Below are 21,317 nucleotides of genomic sequence, written 5' to 3'. Positions count from 1 at the left end.
GGCCCTCACGTCGGACATGGCGTCACCCGTCCTCCGCGGGCTCGACCGTGCCGAACCCCCACTCGCCGATGTCCTCGTCCGGTTCGTCGACGTCGTCGCTCTCGGAGGGTTCTCCATCGTCGTGGCTCTCGGTCGCATCCCCTCCATCATCGTCGCTCTCGGTCGCGTCCTCCTCGTTGCCGTCGTCCGGCTCGTCGGTATCCACCTCGGGCTCGTCTCCGTTCTCGGGCGCGTCCGCAACGTCGTCGTCATCCAGTCCGTCGGCGCCGGCTATCGATCCGTCAGCGCTCTCCGTCGCGTCGTCGGCTTCCGTTCGACCGCTGCCGGCTTCATCGCGGTCGTTCGCGACGGGCTCCGCGGCGCTGAACCCCTCGCTCAGGTCGGCCGACGCGTCCGCGTCTCGGTGCGGGTCCCGCCCGGACGGCTCCGCCGGCGATGAGAGGACGTCGACCCCCCCGTCGAACGGCTCCCCGAAGTCGATGTCGCTCGGCTCGCCGGAGCCGTCGCCGGCCGCCTCGCCGACGCCACTGAAGTCATCGTCGGGGGAGGCCGAAGACGGCCGTCTCTCTCCGGGTTGCCGCGTCGGGCTCGGGCCGTCCGTGTCGGCGGGCCGCCGCGTCGCGTCCGGACCGTCCTCCTCGCCGGCGTCCGACTCGGGCTCCGGCCCGAGCGGGCTCTCGTCCGCGGCGTCCGCCTCGCGGGCCGTCTCGGCGAGAGCCTCGCGGTCGCCCGTCGGAACGGCCTCGACGTCGCCCGCGTGGTTCATCTCTAAGAGCGCGTCGGCGACGGAATCCGGGACCTCGCCGCGGTACGTCTCGAACAGGTCCTCGGCCGCGTCGAGTATCTCCGCGGCCTCCGTCTCGCCGTCGTCGTCGGGCGTCGGGCGGGGGACCAGCTCCTCCTTCTCGCGGTCGACGTTGATCAGCACGGACTCCATCTCCCGGAGGTCCTCCAGCGAGCGTTCCAGCTCGTCGTTGGCCATCAGCGCCAGCACGGTCTCCGGGTCGTTGATGAACGCCTGGAACGTCGCCGCAACCTGCGCGTAGCTGTTGAGCCCCCGGTCGATGAGGTACGCTAACACGATCCGCCGTTTGCGAAGCTCCTCGTCGAGGGTCGCGCGGCTCCAGCCGCGGTCGAACATGATGTCTTCGAGGGTGTTCGAGTCGCCCATCTGGAGGAACTCGTCCGTCTCCGCCTGCCACTGGAACACGTCTTGGACGTTGATCTCGTCGTTCTCGGCGTCGTAGTGGTTGATTTCGGTGATCGACTTGTTCCGGCGCACCTTCTTCCCCTGAACGCGGGTGGAAGTCTGGATCGAGACCAGATCGAGCGCCGTGAACATCGTCTTCGAGACGTTGATCGGGTCGGTGGTGAACCGCTTGAGCACCTCGCCGACGGAGTCGGCGTGGAACGTGGTGTAGGTCGTGTGGCCCGTCGACATCACTTGGAAGGCGGTGCGGCCCTCCTCGCCACGGATCTCGCCCATCACGATGTAGTCCGGGCGCTGGCGGAGCGCGGCCTCCAGCAGGTCGAACTCATCGATGTCGCCCTTGTCGTCGTCGGAGAAGGAGGGGCGCGTGACGGAGGCGATCCAGTTGCGCTGGGGGAGTTCCACCTCGCGGGTGTCCTCGATGGAGACGATCTTCGCGTTCGAGGGGATGAACAGGGAGACGGCGTTCAGGCTCGTCGTCTTCCCGGAGGCGGTGCCGCCCGCGAAGATCAGGCTCTTGTGGTTCTCGATAGAGAGCCACAGGAAGGCCATCTCGTCGAGGGAGAACGTCTTCCAGTTGATCAGGTCGATCGGCGTGAAGGGGACGTCGTTGAACTGCCGGATCGTGTAGTTGGTCCCGTGGTCGGACACCTCGCGGCCGAGCGTGAGCTGGGCGCGCGAGCCGTCCGGGAGGGTGGCGTCTACTTGCGGTCGGCGCTTCGAGATCCCCTTCCCGGAGCGCTGCGCGAGCTTCACGACGAAGTCGTCCAGCTCATCGGTGCCGTGGTGGATGTTCGAGATGATCTGCTCGTACTCGGAGTGGTAGACGAAGACGGGGGAGTTGTACCCGTCACAGGAGATGTCCTCGACGTTGATGTCGTACTTGATCGGGTCGATCCGCTCGTACCCGACGAAGTCGCGCTTGAGGTAGTACAGCAGCTTCTCGACCTGATGGGCGGACAAGGTCCGGGCGTCCTCTGCGAGCACCGCGGGCTCGGGCCGAGCGCTGATCTTGGGCGGGTCGGCCGGCGACTCGACCGGGGGCTCGTACCCGAGCGACTCCGCGATCCGGCCGGCGATCCCCTCGGTGGGGTCGACGCCGAACCGATCCACCAGCGTGTCCGCGATCCCGCGCTCGTCGGCGTCGTCCTCGTAGAGCCCGTACCGGTCGAGCAGCGAGCGCGCCTCGTCGACGATCACCTCCTCGCGGAACGCTTCGTCGCCGCCCGCGATCGACTCGTCGGCGTACTTGATCGAGGTCCGGAGCTTGCCGGTGAGGAACTCCGTGAGGTCCGTCTCGATCTCCGTCCGGTAGGGCTGGACGGCGTAGTACTTCGCCTCGTTCTCCTTCCGGGACCGGAAGACGATGACGAACGCGTACGGCTTGTTCACCCAGTAACGCTCCTCCTCGCGGAAGTGCGTCTTCTTCGGCATCGGGACCGCCTTCTCCAGGTCGTACCGGTTCGTCAGCGTTGTGTGGCCCTCCGACATCGAAAAGAAGGCGTCCTCGTCGATCTCGGGGTTCACGTCGACGGTGCGCTCGTCGACGAGGTCCGCGAGGTCGGCCGCGGCCTCGCCGCCCGCGCCGAGCAGCGCCTCGGTGCGGTCCGGGTCGAAGCCGAGCGCCTCGGTCTTGTCCTCGTGGGTGAACTCCAGCGGTACCGCCTCCCCCTCCTCGTTCTCCTCGGTCGGCGGATTCCCGTCTTCGTCGAGGAAGAACTCCTCGCGGTAGTCGTCCCACGTGTAGTACCCCTTCAACACGGGGACCGAGTAGGGGTCGTACCGGGCGGCACACAGGTCCCAGAGGACATCGCCGACCGCTGCGGCGGCCCGGAAGCGGTAGTCCGTCTCGCTCGGGTCGAATCCGAGCAGCGTCGCCGGGTCGAACTCGACCCGGTCCCACTCCTCGGCGGTCGGCGGACGGGACGGAACCGACTCGACGCCGTCCGCGGACGCGACGACGACGCCGGAGGCGCCACCGCGGCCGACCGGATCGTCGAAGACGGTGTCCGGAGCCGGAACGTCACGCTCCGCATCGTCGGAGTCGCGTTCCGCGTCGGACTCGGCCTCGTCGCCCGGTTCTGCGTCCCCGTCGGATTCCGCTGCGTCCGCGCGCCCGCCTGCGTCGTTCTGGTCTGTGTCCGTGCTCTCGCTCGCGTCCGGTTCCGGAGCGCCGCTCTCCGACTCCACCGTTACCGCCTCGTCGTCGAGGGCTGCGTCCGCGTGGTCCTCGGTTTCGGGGTTCGCGTTCGCCTCTGCCTCGGCTTCGGCGTCGGCCGCAGCGCCCTCGTCGTCGGGACCGTCGCCTTCGGGACCGTCGATTGGTGCCGGCGCCGCTCGCCGCTCTCCGGTCGGGACGACGGCGCTCCCGTCGAGGACGACGGCGTCGGGTCCGACCACGAGCGTGCCCCCCTCCGGGGTGCCGTGGCCGGGGACCGCGGTCTCACCGTCCGCCTCGAACGGCTCGTCGACGCCCGCGGCGCGGACGACCTCGCCGACGCCGTTCGGGCGGTGGAGCGCGACGGCGTCGGCGGGGACCGCCGGCACGCTCGGCACGTCTGCGTACACGGTTTCCGCGGCCGATTCGTGTCCTCGTTCCGCGAGCAGCGACCGCCACGTGTACCGGTCGGTGACGGCGGGAGGGCCATCGTCCGTTACGTCTGAATCCGTCGCGTCCGGGTCCGTCGCGTCCACATCCGACGGCTCCGTGTCGTCGTCCGTCGCGTCCGGGCCGCCGTCGCTCTCTTCGGATTCGCTCGCGTCTGCGTCAGTCGCGTCGATCTGTACTGGGCCTACGTCAGTGTCGTCCGTCTCCACCGTATCTGCGTCCACATTGCCGGTCTCCACCGTATCTGTGTCCGCATCGCCGGTCTCCACCGTATCTGCGTCCGTCGTATCCGCTTCCACCGCGTCCGGGTCGGCGTCTCCGTTCGCGGAGCCGCCCGCGTCGGACGCCGAGCGATCGCCCTCAACACCGGATGAGGGGGCGGATCGCTCTGCGTCCTCGCTGTCCATAATCGCGGATACAGCGCTTTCGTTCAAAAAGGTGTCTCGCAAAACACCGCGATTGATAATCGAGCGCGACGGGCGGATTTTAATCCCCTGCGCACCGATCTCTGGTCGTGTCACCCGCCGATCGATTCCGACGGCTCCGGCGACTCCGACGGCCCGCGATCAGGCGGCGGGTCCGGGCGGCGGTGGCCGAGGAGCTGCTCGGGACGCCGCGGAGCCTCGCCGTCGTCTGCGCGTTCACCGCGTTCATGTTCGCCGTGGGGGTCGGCTACTACACGCCCACGGCGGACGAGGTTCCGGTCGCCCTCTGGCCGCTGTACGCCGACTCTGCGGTCGCGGTCGCGCTCGGCGGCGGCGTCCTCGCGAGCGTCGCGTCGGCCGTGTGGCGCGGCGGCGACATCACCGCAGATACCCCGACCTCGCGGGGGTTGGCGTATCTCCACACGTTCGCGTTCGTCTGGCTGGTCCAGTTCGGCCTCTGGCCGCTCGTCTCGCTGAATCTCGCGTTCGGCGAGTACGTCGCCGCGCCGGACGCCTGGATCTACTACTGGGGCGTGATCGGTACGCACCTGCTGTTCGTTGGGCTCGCACTCCTGTTTCCCGCGTTCGGCCGGACGACCCGCGGCGCGCTCGCCGCGGCGCTGGGGCTCGGCGTCGTGAATGCCGTCGTCGACTACTGGGTCGGCTACCACCCGCCGCTGCTGTACGAGCCCGGCCTCGGCCTCGCCGCCGCGACGCTCGTGATCGCGGTCGGGTCGGTCGCGCTCGCGTCGCGGTCGTTCCGGCGGCTCGACCCGGAGTAACCTCCCGCGAGCCTCACTCCGCCGCGTCGCTTTTCGGGCAGCCCGCGCGCGGAAGCAGTAGCGTCGCGGTCGCCTCTCGGTCGAATCGCAACTCGCCGCCGACAGCCTCGACTCCCCAGCGCGCCGTCCACGGGGCGAGCCCGGTCGCGTGGTTCAGTGCCGTCTCGGTCCCGGCCCGCAGCGCCTCCACCTCGTGTTCCGGCAGCGATTCGCCGGTGTCGAACTCCACCGCGACCGTCCCGCGGCGGGCTCCGCGGGTCCCACCGTCTCCGATGGCCTCCGCCGGACGCGCCGTGACCCTGACCGAGAGTTCATTGTCGGTCTCCCGTCGCACCGTCTTCTCCAACGAGCCGACAGCGGTGCGGAGAACGACCTCGTCACCCCAGACGGCGACCGACTCCGATTCAACCGACGAGGCCGCTGACGGCTGGGCCGTCTCCACCGCCTCCGCGAGGAACGAACGCAGTTCGATCCGCTCATGCCGGTCGCCGAGCACGTCGAGCATCCCCTCCACCCGACGAGCCTCCTCGGCGAGCTCGATCAGCGCCTGCCCGCGCCGCTCGGCGGCCTCCAAGGACGCCGCGGAGTCACCGGATGGCGACTCGCGCGCTAGCCGCACGTTCCCCACCACGACATTCAGGTCGTTACGGATGTTATGCCTGAGAACGCGGTTGAGAACGTCCAGCCGCTGCTCCCGGCGCCGCTGGAGGGTGACGTCTTGGAAGGCGACGCTGTGAGCCACGGTCGTCCCGGACCGGTTCGTCACCGGAGCAGGACGGACCGCGAACCGGCGGCGGCGATCGGCGGCCCGGACCCTGATCGTCGTTTCCTCGTCGAGCGGGACGGCCCGCCCCACGAGTTCGGTCAACGGCGAACGGATCGAGTCGGCGTCGGCGCCGAACGCCTCGGCCGCCGCCTCGTTGAAGTCGATCACCGTCCGGTCGAGCGCGACGAGCACGACGGGGAAGCTGAGTCGGTCGAGCGAGCCGTCTGCCGCTGCGCGGCGCGCGGCCGGCGCATACTCGAAGGCGTCGGTCCTGACGACCGCGTACCAGAACGCGAACAGCTGGGGGAGGTACGACAGCGGAACGAGGTTCGGGAGGCCCGTCGCGCCCGGCGCGAACAGCGACCCCGTCGCGACGGTCGCCGGGAGGCTGCTCGCGACCAGCGTCGCGGCCTCGGTCCGATACCGCTCGTACTGAATCGCCGTCTCGGCCAGGACCACGACCCCGATCAGTACGATGAGCAGCCCCGTTCCGATCAGCGCTATCCCGACGCCGGTCAACTGGTGCCGCACCGTGAAGAGCCCGAACTGTCTGACGACCGCCACGTCGGCCCAGAGTAGCTCGTGGAACGGCGCCGTCACCATGATCGCAGTCGACGCGATGGGATACGCCAAGAGCAGCCGGCCCGCGGTGTGAGACGAGAGGTCGCGGCGGCCGCTGTACGCCACGGTGAACCCGAGATACGGAACGGGAACCCATGAGAGTCCGACCCACGCAGTGATGTCCAGTGCGAGGCGGGTTCCGAGGTCGCCGAAGAGGAACCCGACGCCGATCGCCCCGCAGAAGACCGCTTGGCCGGCTATCGAGGCAGTCAGCCACTTCGCACCGGGGACGTCGTGGCGGCGCCAAACGACTCCGCCGAACGTCGCCAGTCCGACGGCCGCGACGAGCGTTCCGACGAGGACGACATCACCGATCACAGATTCCCAAGCGCCGATCATAGCCTCGGCTCCTCCTGACGAACCATCGCGACAGCGTCCGGTCGTGACCTCGCAGTCCGACCGGTACCCAGTTTGATTTGGACCGGGTCCGACATACGGTTAGGAACCGTTTCGGCCGGTAAAACCCCGTCACCCAAATCATCAGGTCTGATAACCCACTGGCCGCCTCCGGTGGCGGTGCCCCGGCGAGACCCACACGAGCGGGAGAGCGCGGCGGGGTTCCAACCTTCGTCACTCCCTTCGCTGCGCGCGACCGATAGGCTTCAAATCCGTTTGCGCCGTTACTGCTCACTTCGTTCGCAGATAGCGGGCGCGGCGGGATCCACGCGAACGAGCGAAGCGAGTGAGCGGGGGTCAGCCGTGCTCGTGGCTGAGTGGAGCGAAGTCACGGGCACGGCGGGATTTGAACCCGCGATGGTTGGTCTGTCACGGTTCCAGCCAGCCATGACGGAACACACGACACCAACCAACGCGGTTGAATTGTATCTGGATCACCGACGCGGCGATCTTGCGTCGGCATCATTACAGTCACATGAGTATCGGTTAAATCCCTTTCTCCGGTGGTGCGATCAAGAAGGTATTCAGAGTATGGAAACACTCTCAGGACGCGATCTCGCGGCATACAAAGCATGGAGACGGGATGATGGGGATCTAGCACCAGCAACACTCAAGACGCAAATGGATACGATCCGGGTGTTCATACGCTTCTGTGAATCGATTGAAGCGGTACCTGAGAACCTACACGAGAAAGTCCTTAGCCCGACTCTCAAAGCCCGAGAGAACCAGCGAGACGAACGTATCAAGCCCGAACAGGCGAAAGAGATACTGTCATTTCTCGGGCGGTACCGATACGCTTCACTCGGTCACGTTATCATGGCGTTACTGTGGCGTACCGGGATCCGACTCGGTGGCGTCCGTGCTATCGATCTTAACGACTACAAGCCGGATCGTTCTCGGATCGAGCTGTACCATCGTCCCGAATCAGATACACCGCTAAAAAATCAGACAGAAGGGGAGCGGTATCTCGCTCTCAAAACGAAAACGTGCGAGTTACTGGATGATTGGATCGAATACAATCGCCCGGATGTAACGGATGACTACGACCGTGAACCACTCTTAGCGTCGAATCACGGGCGTCTCTCGCGGGCGTCAACACGTCGGTACGTCTACCGTCTCACAAGACCCTGCGAAATCGGAGACTGTCCACATGGACGGGATCCGGATACCTGCGAAGCGACGGGAAACGGTGGTCACGCGGCGAGTAAGTGTCCATCTTCACATGGTACCCATGCGATCCGTCGTGGGTCAATAACGCATTTTCTCGCGTCGGACGTACCTGAAGAAGTCGTATGTGACCGTATGAACGTCTCTCGTGACGTTCTCGATGATCACTACGATCGGCGGCCAGAGGAACAGAAAGTGGAACAGAGACGGGGATACCTAAATAACGTGTAGCCGTCTCAAATCGGTTTATCCGCGTTCAATCGTCGTCCCTTGGGTTCTTTTTCCATGACCAATCGAGTCGATCAACGACCTGATCAACGACGTTTCCGTTACCTTTCGCCGCTTCTCGTTGCGCCTCACGTCGAACGTCATCCGGTACTTCCACGGTGATGTTTATTTCGTCCATCACAGCCAAAACGTGTGTCTAACACCACTTAGAACCGCGTTTGTACAAGTTACAGATTACAGGTTACAGTAATAGCGCTACATCAGTACATAGTCCCGAGTCCGGCCCTTTCCTGTAAGCCCATGGGGTAACACGTCGCGGATCAACCTTCCTCCAATATTGAACACGTACCCCGCCGATCCCGTGTTCACGAACCAGTGAGATCGCGGCGATAATCTATATCGGAGCTGCCGATAAGACCGGATCACCCCTGATAGACGGGAATATAGCGGTTTGTGTGACCCACTCAAATCCTTCTTAGCCGTCACGTGTTCACATTGACGTATGCCTGATTCAATGCGTATGCGTCTTACAGACGCCCGCGAACGCCGGATCGAGCGATTGAAAGAAGCGACCGGAAAGAATAGCAAATCCGGCGCGATCGACGTCGCCGCAGAATACTATCTTCACATGGGCGCAGTCGATTACGGGGAACGTGTCGGAGCACTAGACGATCTCATGAAAGCCGCCACCGAGAGAGGATCGCTTACCGCCCCTGAAATTGCCGAAATATTGGACTGTAACGAACTCTCTGTCGACGCGAGTATGAGCTACGAGATCGACGTATCACAGTAACAGGTAGAATCGAACGGCTCTGTAGTTACTGATCCATTCCGTTACGTTACAGTACGTGCGTTAACAACGATCCTGATCCGATCCGTTATTCAGGAAACGCTTCCTATCTGTCGGTCCTTCACGGCTACTGTAATTCGGTTCATGTTTCCGAACTGGATCGCACGGCTTCATCGGTTTCGGGAACCTCACTGACTCCTTTCGTCGTCACCGTGAACCTAACCCATCTCACGACTGCGCTCGTTACAGGGTACTCGATCTCTAGCCGCAAAAGCCCGGCGGGTACGTTGAAATCGTACAGTATTCGGTTGTTGCGGGATGTATTCAGCCGAAGTATTATTACCCAGTGGTAAACCAAGTAATAGTATGTCCCGTTGTCAGGGAGAGCTCTGCGTCACGATCCGCGTGGATCGGTCGATGCAAGAGTTTCTTGAAGCAGAGGCCCGAGAATTCGGAATTAACCGTGCTGAATTGATCCGGCGGATCCTCGATGACTATCGGGATAGCCGCCGTGAAAAACTGGACTGTCCCCACTGTGATAAGCCAGTGGTAATGAATGCGAGAGAATGACTCTTAACAAACCTAACGCCGTTGACGAGCCTCAGGAACCGGATACCGTAGAATCGGATACAACGCCGTCAGAAGCCACACAGGAACAGGAGAACAGTAGTACAGAGGATTCAACAGTAAGTTTGTACGGCGCAGAAATGGATCTGGAATCTGCTGTAAGGCTCATCTCTGACGTGATCGATACGCCCGACGAATACGGGTTAGTGTCTAGCGAACGTGTTGAGCCGCTTGAAACAAACACAGAGGATCACCGAGAACGGATCAACCAGCTCGAAGGTTCCATCGCGGAACTCTACGCCGCGATCACGGCTATGGCAGATACGGATACGGACTGGCGACACGCCGATGTGACAGTATACGATGACGGCGAGTATGAGGTATCACTTGACCCAACCGGAAACGGCGAGGAAACGTTGTCTAGTGAGTGATGTCTGTCTTACAGTCCCTTCGATACGCACACAGGCTGTATCTGACTGACTCCCGTGTTGATACTATCATCGCTATTATTCTCGTTCTCGCGGCTCTTACGCCGCTTGTAATCCGTCTCTATCGTTCTCGCACGTTGGATCGGATGCCATAGTCACGGCGGTAATGTTTTGCCACAGGCGATTCCAATCGAGGAAACACCGAGACAGCGCCAACCCGCGGTACGTGACTGAACGGGCGCGAGGTTCCTAACCTCTTGATTAAGGGTGTGAATCCCGCGCCTTACGGTCATTCCTAACCGTGTATACGGTGAACGGGCACGGCGGGATTTGAACCCGCGATCGAGAGGTTAGGAACCTCTCGCCCTGTCCGCTAGGCCACGCGCCCAGAACGAGCGAAAAAACGGTACAGCGGTGATCGGTCGGCGTCGGGGCCAGATTACGCGCTGGTTTCTTTGTCGGTCTCGGTCTCGAGGTCGTCGAACTCCTCGTCGTCGTCGTCGAGCGTCGAGTCGGCCTGCTCGCCGTCTTGCATCTCCTGAAGCTCTTCCTCGACCTGTTCGCGGCCCTTCCTGAACTCGCCCATCGCCTGCCCGGTCGACCGGGCGAGCTTCGGGATCTTGTTCGCCCCGAACAGCAGGACCAGCACGAGCAGGATGATGAGGAGCTCCGGCCCCGCCGGAATACCGCCGATCAGTGGTATCGAACTTACCATCTCTACTCCGCTGTAACCCTGTGGCGACTATAGTCTTTTTGCCTCGGAGGGTGGATCCGTCCCCGAAACGGTGATACGCCCGGCGATGGATGTCTCGATATGCCCGGCATCGGCGACGACGCCCCAGACTTCACCGGATCGATCGTGGACGGCGACATCGCGCCGTTCGAACTCTCTGAGCACCTCGGCGACGAGCCGGTCGTGCTCGCCTTCTTCCCCGCCGCCTTCTCGAACACCTGTACCGACGAGATGGAGGCGCTCCGCGACGGGTTCGACCGCAACGACTGTGCGCTGTTCGGCGTGAGCACCGACCTCCCGCACGCCCTCACCGCGTACCGCGCCCAGTACGACCTCCCGTTCGCGCTCGTCGCCGACCCCGACCACCGCGCGATCGAGGCGTACGACGTCGTCGAGGACTTCGAACACTACGGCGTGGAGACGGTCGCGCAGCGCGCGATCTTCGTGATCGACGCGGACGGCACCATCACGTACCGCTGGCTGGCGGACAACGCCGGACAGGAGCCGGAATACGACGCGCTCGCCGAGGCGGTGGCGGACGCGGCGGCCTGAGCGCCCCCGGCTCAGGCCGGATCGCGGAGCGACTCCAGCGCCTCGGGGTTCTCCATCGAGGAGAGGTCGCCGGGGTCCTCGTCGTTGTACACCGACTCGATCGCGCGCCGGATGATCTTCCCCGACTGCGTCTTCGGGAAGGCGTCGACGAACAGCAGTTCGCGCGGCCGGAACGGCTTACCGTGTTCGTCGCCGACCAGCGCGCGGAGCTCCCCGCGGAGGTCGTCGCTCGGGTCGACGCCCGGTTCGAGGACGACGTAGGCGACGACCGCGGTTCCGGTGGTGTCGTCGGGGACGCCGACGGCCGCGGCTTGGTTGACGGCGTCGTGGTCGATGAGCACGCCCTCGATCTCGGCCGGCCCGACCTTCCGCCCCGCCACGTTCAGGGCGTCGTCGGCGCGCCCGTGGAGGAACCAGAAGCCGTCCGCGTCCTGCTGTGCGAAGTCGCCGTGGTCCCACAGGTCGGGCCACGTCGACCAGTACTCGTCAAGGTAGCGCTCGTTGCCCGACCACAGCGACTTGGTCATCGACGGGCAGGAGTCGCGCGCGACGAGGTAGCCGCGTTCACCCGAATCCTTCACCGACTCGCCGGACTCGTCGACGATGTCGATGTCCATCCCGAGCCCCGGCCCGCCGAGCGTACAGGGTTTCAGCGGCTGGTTCGGCATCGGCATCAGGAAGCAGCCGCAGATCTCCGTCCCGCCGGAGATGTTGACAATGGGACAGTCGCCGCCGCCGACCGCGTCGTGGAACCAGCGCCACGACTCCGGGTCCCACGGCTCGCCGGTGGAGCCCAGGATCCGGAGCGATGAGAGGTCGTGGCCCTCGACCCACTCGTCCCCGTGCTTGCGGAGCGCGCGGATCGCGGTCGGCGAGATGCCGAACTGGGTGACGCCGTGTCGGTCGATCAGCTCCCAGAAGCGGTCGGGCTCCGGGTGGTCAGGTGCGCCCTCGTACATCACCACCGTGCCGCCGAACGCGTGGTTGCCGATCAGCGTCCACGGGCCCATCATCCAGCCAATGTCGGAGACCCAGAAGAACCGGTCCGCGGGCTTTTGATCGAAGCCGAAGTGGATCTCCTTCGCGCACTGCGTGAGGACGCCGGCGTGGGTGTGGACGATCCCCTTGGGCGTGCCGGTCGTCCCCGATGAGTAGAGGAGCATCGATTCTTGATCGCTCGGGAGGTGTTTCGTCTCGTACGCGGCGGGCTGCGAGCCAACCGCCGCCTCCCACGTCCGGTCCCGTCCGTCGGTCCACGGAACGGGATCCGCGGAATCGCCGGCCGGGGTCGCTCCCAACCGGTCGTAGACGACGACCTCCTCGACGTGGCCGGCGTCCGCGATCGCCTCGTCCGCGGTCGACTTCAACCGGACCTCGTCGCCCCGCCGGTAGAAGCCGTCGCCGGTGAACAGCACGGACGGCTCCGCGTCGTCGATCCGCGTCGCAGTCGCCTCCCGGCCGAAGCCGGAGAAGATCGGCACGGCGATCGCGCCGATCTTCAGACAGCCGTAGAGGATCGAGACGACCTCGGGCACCATCGGCATGTACAGCCCGACGGTGTCGCCGGTCTCGATCCCCGCCTCCGTCAGGTAGTTTGCGACGCGGTCGCTCTGCCGGCGGAGCTCGTGGAAGGTAATCTCCCGGACGTCGCCGGGCTCACCCTCCCAGATCAGCGCGACGCGGTTTCGGTTCGGCGAGTCGACAGCGGCGTGGCGGTCGACGACGTTGTGCGCGACGTTGACCTCGCCACCGGGGTACCAGTCCGAGAACTGCGGCCCGTCGGCGTCGTCGCGGACTGCGTCGTAGTCGCTGTAGAACTCGACGTCGAGATAGTCGACGATCTCGTCCCAGAACCAGTCGACGCCCGACTCGGGCTCGCCCGGAACGTCCGACGTGGTGCGTTCGATCAGTTCGTCGTAGTCGTCGACCCCGTACTCGCGCATGAACGCGGCGACGTTCGTTGACTCGGCGAAGGCCTCGCTCGGCTCGTGTACGACCTCGTCTGTCCCCTCGTACTCGTCCATCTCGGCCGTGGATTTTCGCGGCGAGAGTAAGTAACTTTCCTGAAAGACTCACCGGGAGTCGGCGCACTCGCCCGCGCCCGCGACCGTCTCGACGTCGACCGCGACCCGCCCGTCGTACAGCGCGCAGGTGCCCGCGTCCCACGCTAGCCGGCCCTCCCAGTCAGTGCCCGTCACCGCCGCCTCGTGCCGCCCGCTCTCGCCGACGGTCACCGCGAACGCCCTCGCGACGCGGTCGGACTCGTCGGCGTACGTGGTTCCGTCCGCGCCCCCGACGACCACCGCCACGTCGACGGGCGCGTCGCCGTCGTTGCGCACCGTCAGGTCGAGTCGCCCCGGCTCGGCGTCGCCGAGTCCGAGGCAGCCGGCGGTGGCGGCGGTGAAGGCGCCGGCCCCCGCGGCGAGGAGGCTTCGTCGCTCCATGGGGACCATTCGTCGTAATGGGACTTCAACCCCGCACAGGCGACGCTCCCTACTCGGAGTGTCGGAAGCGGGAAAGCGAACGGAAAATGAGAGCGGGTCGGCGCGGTCGTTACTCGTCGTCCGCCTCCGCGTCGGCGTCCGCGGCGGCGTGGACCGACTCGGGGACGATGTCGACGGAGGCGACCTCGTCGTCGGGGTCGAGGTTCATCACGATCACTCCCTTCGTGTTGCGGCTCACCGTCGAGACCTCCTCGACGCGGGTCCGCATGATCTGCCCGTCGGCGCTCATCGCGACCAGGTGGTCGCTGTGGGTGACCGCCTCGATGGCGACGACCTGCCCGTTCCGGTCGCCGGTCTTGATATCGACGAGCCCCTTGCCGTTCCGCGACTGCGGGCGATACTCGTCGATGTCGGAGCGCTTCCCGTAGCCGTTCTCGGTGACGGTGAGCACCCAGTTGTGGTACTCGTCGTCGATGGCGGCGACGCCGGCGACGGCGTCGCCCTCGCGGAGGTCGATGCCGATGACGCCGCGGGCCGTGCGGCCCATGGCGCGCGCCTCGGACTCCGCGAACCGGATCGCCATCCCGTTCCGGCTGCCGATGACGATGTCCGCGTCGCCGTCGGTCACCTCGACGTCGACGAGCTCGTCGCCGTCCTCCAGCCGGATCGCCCGGATCCCGGTCGAGCGGATGTTGCCGAACTCGTCGACCGCGGTTCGCTTGATGTACCCGCCGCGGGTGACCATCGTGAGGTACTCGTCGTCGTCTAAGTCCTCGGTGTTGACGACCGACTCGATCTCCTCGCCGTCGTCGAGGTCGAGGAGGTTGACCGCGGACTTCCCGCGCGCCGTGCGGGACATCTCCGGGATCTCGTAGGTCTTCAGTTCGTAGATCTGGCCCTGATTCGTGAAGACGAGGAGGTAGTCGTGGGAGTTGGCCGCGAACACGGAGGAGACCCGGTCGCCCTCCTTGAGCCCCGTGCCGATGATCCCCTTGCCGCCGCGGTTCTGCGCGCGGAACGTGTCGAGCGACATCCGCTTGATGTAGTCGTCCTCGCTCATCACGACGACGCATTCCTCCTCGGGGATGAGGTCCTCGTGGGTCACGTCGCCCGCGTCCTCGATGAAGCTCGTCCGGCGCTCGTCGTCGTACTCGTCTTTGATCTCCTGGAGCTCGTCGACGATCACCTGATCGAGCTCACCCAGGTCGGAGAGGATCGTCTCCAGCCGCTCGATCCGCGCGTTCACCTCTTCGTACTCCTCTTCGATCTCCGCCGTCTCCATCGAAGTGAGCGAACCGAGCTGCATCCGGACGATGTGGGCCGCCTGCGCCTCGGTGAACTCGAACGTCGACTCCAGCGCGGCCTTCGCGGCGTCGCGGTCGTCGGAGTCCTGGATCGTCTCGACGACGCTGTCGACGTTGTCGAGGGCCTTCAGGCGCCCCTCGAGGATGTGCGCGCGCTCCTCGCGCTCGGCGAGCTCGTGCTCGGAGCGCCGGCGCACGACCTCGCGGCGGTGGTCGACGTAGTGTTCGAGCGTCTGCTTGAGGTCGAGCACCTGCGGCGAGCCGTCGACTAAGGCGAGGTTGATGACGCCGAACGTGCGTTCGAGGTGACTCTCGAGCAGCTGGTTCTTGACGACCTCCGCCATCGCGTCGCGCTTGAGCTCGACGACGATCCGGATCCCGTCCCGGTCGGACTCGTCGCGGAGGTCGCGGATCCCCTCGATCGCGCCCTCGTTGACGTCCTCGGCGATGCGCTCGACGAGCCGCGACTTGTTCTGCTGGAAGGGGAGCTCGCTGATGACGATCCGGCCTTCCTCCTCGTGGACCTCGAACTCCGCGCGGACGCGGATCCGTCCGCGGCCCGTCTTGTACGCCTTGTGGACCGCGTTCCGCCCGACGATGTTCGCGCCGGTCGGGAAGTCGGGGCCCTTGACGTGTTCCATCAGGTCCTCGACGGTCGCATCCGGGGTCTCGATCAGCTCGACGGTGGCGTCGACTACCTCGCCGAGGTTGTGCGGCGGGATGTTCGTCGACATTCCGACCGCGATGCCCGAGGAACCGTTGACGAGCAGGTTCGGGAACGCCGCGGGCAGCACTTCGGGCTCCTCGAGGCGGTCGTCGTAGTTCGCCTGGAAGTCGACGGTGTCGCGCTCGATGTCCGCCATGAGCTCCTCGGCGATGGGGGCCATCCGAGCCTCCGTGTACCGCATGGCGGCCGGCGGGTCGCCGTCGACGGAGCCGAAGTTCCCCTGCCCGTCGACGAGCGGGTAGCGCATCGAGAAGTCCTGCGCCATCCGGGCGAGCGTGTCGTAGATGGCGCTGTCGCCGTGCGGGTGGTAGTCACCCATCGTCTCACCGACCACTGAGGAGGACTTGCGATGCGCGGAGTTACTCGTCACGCCCGCCTCGTTCATCGCGAAGAGGATCCGACGGTGGACGGGCTTGAGCCCGTCGCGCACGTCGGGGAGCGCGCGACCCGCGATGACGGACATCGCGTAGTCGATGTACGACTGCTCCATCTCGTCTTCGATGCGAGCGTTCGTCACCTGTGCGGCGCGGACGTCGCCGGGGTCGGCGTCGGGACTCTCCGAGCTCATATGTCTACCCACTCCGCTTCGGTCGCGTGCTCCTTGATGAACTGCTTGCGCGGCTCAACCGCGTCACCCATCAGCACGTTGAACATGCGGTCGGCGGCCGCCGCGTCGTCGACGTTGATCCGCCTGAGCCGGCGGTTCGTCGGGTCCATCGTGGTGTCCCACAGCTGTTCGGGGTTCATCTCGCCGAGCCCCTTGAACCGCTGGACCTGGGTCGGGTTGCCGTCGCACTTCTCCTCCACGATCCGGTCGCGCTCCGCCTCGGTCATCGCGTCGTACGTGTTGCCGCGGTAGCGGACGCGGTAGAGGGGCGGCTGGGCCGCGTACACGTAGCCCGCCTCGAGGAGGGGCTTCATGTGGCGGTACAGGAGAGTGAGCAGCAGCGTCCGGATGTGCGCGCCGTCGACATCGGCGTCAGTCATCAGGATGATCTTGTTGTACCGGACGTCGTCGATGTCGAACTCCTCGCCGATGCCCGCGCCGATCGCGGTGATCAGCGCGCGGATCTCGTCGTTCTCCAGGATGCGGTCGAGCCGGTGTTTCTCGACGTTGAGGATCTTCCCTTTAAGGGGGAGGATCGCCTGGTTCTCGCGGTTCCGGCCCTGCTTGGCCGAGCCGCCCGCGGAGTCGCCCTCGACCACGAACAGCTCCGCCTCGGTCGGGTCGCGGGTCTGACAGTCGGCCAGCTTGCCGGGCAGCGCGGTCGACTCCAGCGCCGACTTGCGTCGGGTGAGCTCCTCGGCCTTCTTCGCGGCCTTCCGGGCGCGCGCCGCCTCGGCGGCCTTGTGGACGACCTTCTCGGCGGTGTCGGGGTTCTCCTCGAAGAAGGTGCCGAGCTTCTCGTGGGTCGCGGACTCGACGACGCCGCGGACCTCGCTGTTGCCGAGCTTCGTCTTCGTCTGTCCCTCGAACTGCGGGTCCGGGTGCTTCACCGAGACGACCGCGGTGAGCCCCTCGCGGACATCTTCGCCCTTGAGGTTGGCGTCGAGGTCGTTGACGAGCCCGTGCTCGTTCGCGTAGTCGTTGACGGTCCGCGTGAGGGCCGTCTTGAAGCCGGTGAGGTGGGTGCCGCCCTCGCGGGTGTTGATGTTGTTCGCGAACGCGTGGACGGACCCCTGGAGCTCCTCTGTCGCCTGCATCGCGACCTCGACGTGGACGCCGTCGCTCTCGCCCTCGAAGTAGATGATGTCCTCGTGGATCGGCGAGCGCGTCTCGTTGAGGTACTCGACGAACTCGCGGATGCCGCCGTCGTAGCGGAACGTCTCGGCGGTGTCGTCGCGGTCGTCGACGAGTCGGATCTTGACTCCGGAGTTGAGGAAGGCGAGTTCGCGGAGTCGATTCGCGAGCGTGGAGGTCTGGAAGTCGGTCGTCTCGAAGATCTCCTCGTCGGGCCAGAACCGGATCTCCGTCCCGGTCGACTCGCCGGCGTCCATGTCGCGGACGCGTTCGAACCCGTCCTCGGCGGGTTCGCCGCGAGCGAACCGGTGCCGGAAGACGCCCCCGTCGCGTTTGACCTCGACCTCGAGCCGCTCTGAGAGGGCGTTGACGACGCTGACGCCGACGCCGTGGAGCCCGCCGGAGACCTGGTACGACTTGGAGTCGAACTTCCCGCCGGCGTGGAGGACGGTCAGGATGACCTCGAGCGCGGGGCGGTCGTACTCCTCGTGGGTGTCGACGGGGATGCCGCGCCCGTCGTCGCTGACGGAGACGGAGCCGTCGTCGTGGATTCGTACTTCGATCTCCTCGCAGTAGCCCGCGAGGGCCTCGTCGATGGAGTTGTCGACGACCTCGTAGACGAGATGGTGGAGCCCCCGACCGTCCGTGGACCCGATGTACATCGCCGGTCGCTTACGGACGGCCTGTAGGCCCTCGAGGACCTGAATTTGGCCGGCTCCGTATTTGCTCTGCTCTGACATAGGAACTTACCCTCGCTAGTCGCTGTCGGGTTATAAAGTCGGCGCACGCGCGCGGGCGTGGGACCCGAGACGGGACTGACGGGCGAGCAGAGGCGACCCGCGGGCGTGCCTGTTGTATGTGTACTCTTCCCACAGCTACAAGCCCGCCGCGCGCGTACCGGCCGTCGATGCTACCGATCGCGGACTCCTTCGAACACGTTCACCGCGGCTGCGAGATCCGGTACGGACGGGGGCGTGTCGCCGGCCTCGGCGACTGGCTCGCCGAGCGCGGCCTCGACGACGCCATGATCGTCTGTGGGTCGAACACGGGCGCGAACCACGCGCTGATGGACCCGATCCGCGAGGGGCTCGGGGACCGCTTCGCCGGGATCTTCGACGGGACCACCCCGGACAAGCGGGTCGAGACCGCCTACGACCTCCTCGATGCGCGGGCGGAGGCGGGGGCGGACGTCCTCGTCGCCGTCGGCGGGGGTGCGAGTCTCGACGTCGCCAGGCAGGCGACGCTCCTCGCGGCCGACGGCCGGGACCTCGACGAGCTCCGCGCCGACGCGGAAGCCGGCGGAGACGCGCTCGGGGAGCTCGCGCCGGAGCGCGGCCCGGCCCTCCCGTTCGTCGTCGTCCCGACGACCTTCGCCGGCGCGGACGTCTCGACCGGCGGGTCGCTGGAGGTGTTCGCGGCCGACGAGTCCCCGACCGGGCAGCCGGTGAACGTCAGCGGGAGCGGTGCGTGGCCGATCGCGGACGTCGCCGACCCAGCGCTGTTCGAGACGACGCCGACCTCGGTGCTGGCCGGGTCGGCGATGAACGGCTTCAACAAGGGGATTGAGACCACGTACGCCCGGGACGCCGACCCGGTGAGCGACGCGGCCGCGGTCCACGGGCTCCGCCTCCTCGCCGACGCGCTCCCCCGCGTGGCCGGCGACGAGCCGGGCGGCGAGCGCGCAACCGACCGCGCGGTCGTGGGGTCGCTGCTCGTCCAACTCGACCGGAAAATAAGCGTGATCCACGCCTTCGGCCACGGGTTCGCCCGGCGCTACGACGTCCAGCAGGGCGCGATACACGCCGTCGTCGCGCCGCACGCACTAGCGTACCTCTTTGATGAGGTCGACGCGAGCCGACGGGCGCTGGCCGCGGGGCTCGGGGTCCGAACCGACGGCCGCGACGACGCCGCAATCGCGGAGGATGTCGTCGCGGCGGTCGCCGCGGTCCGCGACGCGCTCGACGTTCCCACCCGGCTGCGGGACCTCCCCGAGACCGACGAGGACGACCTGCCGGCGATCGCCGAGTTCGTCGCGGACGACCCGCCGATGGAGCGCGCGCCGGCCGGCCTCGACGCGACCGCGGAGGGGGTCCTCGGCGTGTTGCGCGCCGCGTGGTGAGTTCGCGACCCTGTCGAACTACGGCCGACTACGACTCGGCCCCGTACGTCTCCAGCGTGCTCAACCGCCCCGCGTCGACGTCGAACACGTCGACGAAGGCGAACAACTCCCCGCCGTCGGCATCGAGGAGGCGGCCGCGGACCGCCACGCCGGGACCCGACGGGTAGACGCCGTCGACCGCGTGCGTCGTGTCGGTGTTCGGCCGCTCGTCGCGCATGAACGCGACGAACCGCTCGCGCCCCTCGAAGGTCCTGTCGGCGCGTCGCTGGACGAACTCCGGGTGGAGCAGCGACGCGAGCCGGTCGTACTCTCCGGCGTCGATCGCGTTGTAGTACGCGCGGGCGAGGGCGGCGGGGTCGGCGTCTCCGCTCGGGGGGTCCTCGTCCGGCGACCCTTCCCTCGGTTCGTCCGCGTCGGGCCCGGCTTCCGGGCCGTCCGCGTCACGTCGCGAGGGCATCGAACTCCTCGGCCGAGGTCCGGGTCCCCTTCGAGATGATCACGTCGCCGCCCCGCAGCGTGGTGTCGATGTCGGGGCCGACCAGCCACCCGTCATCGGGGCGGCGGATCGCCAGCACGCTCGTCGAGATGTCGGTCGCGGGCACGCCGTCGACGACGTCGGTCCCCTCCAGCCGACTCCCCCTGCCGACGACGGTGCGGGTGATGATCTCGTCGGACTCCTGAACGGCCATCTCGACGACCGGGTGGACGTCGAGGTCGCGGAGGACCCCCTCGGTGATCGTCAGCGCGGCGTCGGAGATCTCCTCGGTTGCGACGCCGAGGTGGATGAGCCCGCGCAGCGCCACCGGGTCGTCCGCCGCCGCGGCGGCGCGGAGCGTCCACGCCTCGAAGCGCGACTGGAGCGCGTCCACCTCGATCTCGAGGTTGCTCACCTCCTCCGCGAGCTCCTCGTTGTCGAAGAGGACCGACCCGTACGCCAAGTCGACGGCGAGCTCGGAGAGGTTTTTCATCAACACGATCGAATCGACCGCGCGCTCCAAGTCGTCGATCGCGGGCTCGGCCTCGGGATCCGGCTCGTACGGCTCGCCGCTCAGCTCGGGGTAGACATCAGCGACGCCCGCCTCGGGCCCGCGCAACAGGGTCACGTCGCCGGCCTCCAACCGGGTGGTCGCCCCGGGGTTGAGGATCCAGTCCTCGTCGCGGCGGACGGCGATGACGCGCACGCCGGTCTCGGACTCGAGGTCGACGTCGTCCAGCCTCCGGCCGGCGTACGCGGAGTCATCGCTCACGGTCCCGCGGACGAGCGTCTCCACGCCCGCGGAGAGCGCGCCACGCATCGCCTCGGGGAGCCCGATCTCCTCGGTGACGATCTTCGCGATGTCGCCCGCGGCGTCGGCGATCTTGTCGGCGGCGGCGATGACGCCGAGCACGGGCGCCAGCGTCTCCGCCTCGTTCGGGTTCCGCGCGGCGAGCATCAGGCTCATCCGGGCGCGCATCTGGAGCACGTCCATCCGGTGCTCCAGTTCGACGACCTCGTGTGCGACCGTCGGGCTCCCGTGAAGGACCGCGGAGTACGACAGGTCGATCAGCAGCTCCGCCGTGTCCTTCATCTCGACGAGCAGGTCCTTGACGCTCGTCGGCTCGTAGCGGACCGTGCGCTCGTCGAACCGTCCCATGCGACTCCCTCTCCGGCTGCGAGTAAAAGGTTTGTTGCGGGATCGATCCGGCCGACGGAGCGGTCGGTCGCCCGA

General features: G+C 66.5%; 17 protein-coding genes and 1 tRNA gene. 7 read left to right on the top strand and 11 right to left on the bottom strand.

Translation table 11 applies throughout. The features are described from left to right. Positions 1 to 22: 22 nt before the first annotated feature. Entirely contained in the window at positions 23 to 4,225 is a 4,203-nt protein-coding gene (locus ABNG04_RS09330; RefSeq protein WP_371162071.1) for an ATPase, T2SS/T4P/T4SS family, read from the bottom strand. A gap of 107 nt (positions 4,226 to 4,332) precedes the next feature. Here ABNG04_RS09330 and ABNG04_RS09325 point away from each other — a divergent pair, with 107 nt between their 5' ends. Beyond that, entirely contained in the window at positions 4,333 to 5,025 is a 693-nt protein-coding gene (locus ABNG04_RS09325; protein ID WP_371162069.1) for a DUF1405 domain-containing protein, read from the top strand. A 13-nt stretch (positions 5,026 to 5,038) separates the two neighbouring features. Here the strand turns inward: ABNG04_RS09325 and ABNG04_RS09320 are convergent, their stop codons facing one another. Then, positions 5,039 to 6,751 carry a sensor histidine kinase gene (locus ABNG04_RS09320; protein WP_371162067.1) on the bottom strand — a complete coding sequence of 571 codons (1,713 nt, stop codon included), beginning with the start codon at positions 6,749 to 6,751 and terminating at the stop codon, positions 5,039 to 5,041. A gap of 414 nt (positions 6,752 to 7,165) precedes the next feature. Here ABNG04_RS09320 and ABNG04_RS09315 point away from each other — a divergent pair, with 414 nt between their 5' ends. Then, complete coding sequence (locus tag ABNG04_RS09315) at positions 7,166 to 8,206, top strand: tyrosine-type recombinase/integrase (RefSeq protein ID WP_371162675.1); 1,041 nt, start codon at positions 7,166 to 7,168, stop codon at positions 8,204 to 8,206. 25 nt (positions 8,207 to 8,231) lie between these two features. Here the strand turns inward: ABNG04_RS09315 and ABNG04_RS09310 are convergent, their stop codons facing one another. Then, a complete protein-coding gene (locus tag ABNG04_RS09310) occupies positions 8,232 to 8,384 on the bottom strand; it encodes a hypothetical protein (RefSeq protein WP_371162066.1) in 153 nt (50 codons plus the stop codon). Between the two features lie 321 nt (positions 8,385 to 8,705). On the opposite strand from ABNG04_RS09310, the gene ABNG04_RS09305 reads away from it, so the two are divergent. The 3 genes from ABNG04_RS09305 (at position 8,706) to ABNG04_RS09295 (ending at position 9,991) form a co-directional block, all read left to right on the top strand. Further along, positions 8,706 to 8,996, top strand: a complete 291-nt coding sequence (locus ABNG04_RS09305) for a hypothetical protein (protein WP_371162064.1) — start codon at positions 8,706 to 8,708, stop codon at positions 8,994 to 8,996. Between the two features lie 315 nt (positions 8,997 to 9,311). After that, positions 9,312 to 9,563, top strand: a complete 252-nt coding sequence (locus ABNG04_RS09300; RefSeq protein WP_371162062.1) for a ribbon-helix-helix domain-containing protein — start codon at positions 9,312 to 9,314, stop codon at positions 9,561 to 9,563. Further along, on the top strand, positions 9,560 to 9,991 hold the full coding sequence (locus tag ABNG04_RS09295; RefSeq protein ID WP_371162060.1) for a hypothetical protein: 432 nt from the start codon (positions 9,560 to 9,562) through the stop codon (positions 9,989 to 9,991). The genes ABNG04_RS09300 and ABNG04_RS09295 overlap by 4 nt, the downstream gene beginning before the upstream one ends. Before the next feature lie 312 nt (positions 9,992 to 10,303). Here ABNG04_RS09295 and ABNG04_RS09290 read toward each other — a convergent pair. Together ABNG04_RS09290 and ABNG04_RS09285 are read right to left on the bottom strand one after the other, a co-directional pair. Next, positions 10,304 to 10,376, bottom strand: a tRNA-Arg gene (locus ABNG04_RS09290). Between the two features lie 51 nt (positions 10,377 to 10,427). Then, positions 10,428 to 10,703, bottom strand: a complete 276-nt coding sequence (locus ABNG04_RS09285; RefSeq protein ID WP_371162058.1) for a Sec-independent protein translocase subunit TatA/TatB — start codon at positions 10,701 to 10,703, stop codon at positions 10,428 to 10,430. 99 nt (positions 10,704 to 10,802) lie between these two features. On the opposite strand from ABNG04_RS09285, the gene ABNG04_RS09280 reads away from it, so the two are divergent. Next, entirely contained in the window at positions 10,803 to 11,273 is a 471-nt protein-coding gene (locus ABNG04_RS09280) for a redoxin domain-containing protein (protein WP_371162056.1), read from the top strand. Positions 11,274 to 11,284: 11 nt separating this feature from the next. Here the strand turns inward: ABNG04_RS09280 and ABNG04_RS09275 are convergent, their stop codons facing one another. The 4 genes from ABNG04_RS09275 to gyrB form a co-directional block, all read right to left on the bottom strand. After that, positions 11,285 to 13,297: an AMP-binding protein gene (locus tag ABNG04_RS09275; RefSeq protein WP_371162054.1), complete on the bottom strand. Its 2,013-nt coding sequence runs from the start codon at positions 13,295 to 13,297 to the stop codon at positions 11,285 to 11,287. 48 nt (positions 13,298 to 13,345) lie between these two features. Next, entirely contained in the window at positions 13,346 to 13,717 is a 372-nt protein-coding gene (locus ABNG04_RS09270) for a hypothetical protein (protein ID WP_371162052.1), read from the bottom strand. 109 nt (positions 13,718 to 13,826) lie between these two features. Further along, positions 13,827 to 16,316 (bottom strand): DNA gyrase subunit A, encoded by a 2,490-nt coding sequence (gene gyrA, locus ABNG04_RS09265; protein ID WP_371162050.1) that lies wholly within the window; start codon positions 16,314 to 16,316, stop codon positions 13,827 to 13,829. Then, positions 16,313 to 18,229 carry a DNA topoisomerase (ATP-hydrolyzing) subunit B gene (gene gyrB / locus ABNG04_RS09260; protein WP_371162048.1) on the bottom strand — a complete coding sequence of 639 codons (1,917 nt, stop codon included), beginning with the start codon at positions 18,227 to 18,229 and terminating at the stop codon, positions 16,313 to 16,315. The genes gyrA and gyrB overlap by 4 nt, the downstream gene beginning before the upstream one ends. A gap of 167 nt (positions 18,230 to 18,396) precedes the next feature. On the opposite strand from gyrB, the gene ABNG04_RS09255 reads away from it, so the two are divergent. Then, positions 18,397 to 19,608, top strand: a complete 1,212-nt coding sequence (locus ABNG04_RS09255) for an iron-containing alcohol dehydrogenase family protein (protein ID WP_371162046.1) — start codon at positions 18,397 to 18,399, stop codon at positions 19,606 to 19,608. A 28-nt stretch (positions 19,609 to 19,636) separates the two neighbouring features. On the opposite strand, the gene ABNG04_RS09250 is transcribed toward ABNG04_RS09255, so the two are convergent. Both ABNG04_RS09250 and ABNG04_RS09245 read right to left on the bottom strand, forming a co-directional pair. Next, complete coding sequence (locus ABNG04_RS09250; RefSeq protein ID WP_371162044.1) at positions 19,637 to 20,065, bottom strand: nuclear transport factor 2 family protein; 429 nt, start codon at positions 20,063 to 20,065, stop codon at positions 19,637 to 19,639. Next, a complete protein-coding gene (locus ABNG04_RS09245) occupies positions 20,049 to 21,242 on the bottom strand; it encodes a potassium channel family protein (RefSeq protein WP_371162042.1) in 1,194 nt (397 codons plus the stop codon). The genes ABNG04_RS09250 and ABNG04_RS09245 overlap by 17 nt, the downstream gene beginning before the upstream one ends. Positions 21,243 to 21,317: the final 75 nt, after the last annotated feature.

The organism is Halorubrum miltondacostae, from assembly GCF_041379815.1.
In the GTDB taxonomy this organism is placed as follows: domain Archaea; phylum Halobacteriota; class Halobacteria; order Halobacteriales; family Haloferacaceae; genus Halorubrum; species Halorubrum miltondacostae.
Note: the sequence above shows the minus strand (reverse complement) of the source record. Positions and strands in the feature narration are given on the sequence as shown.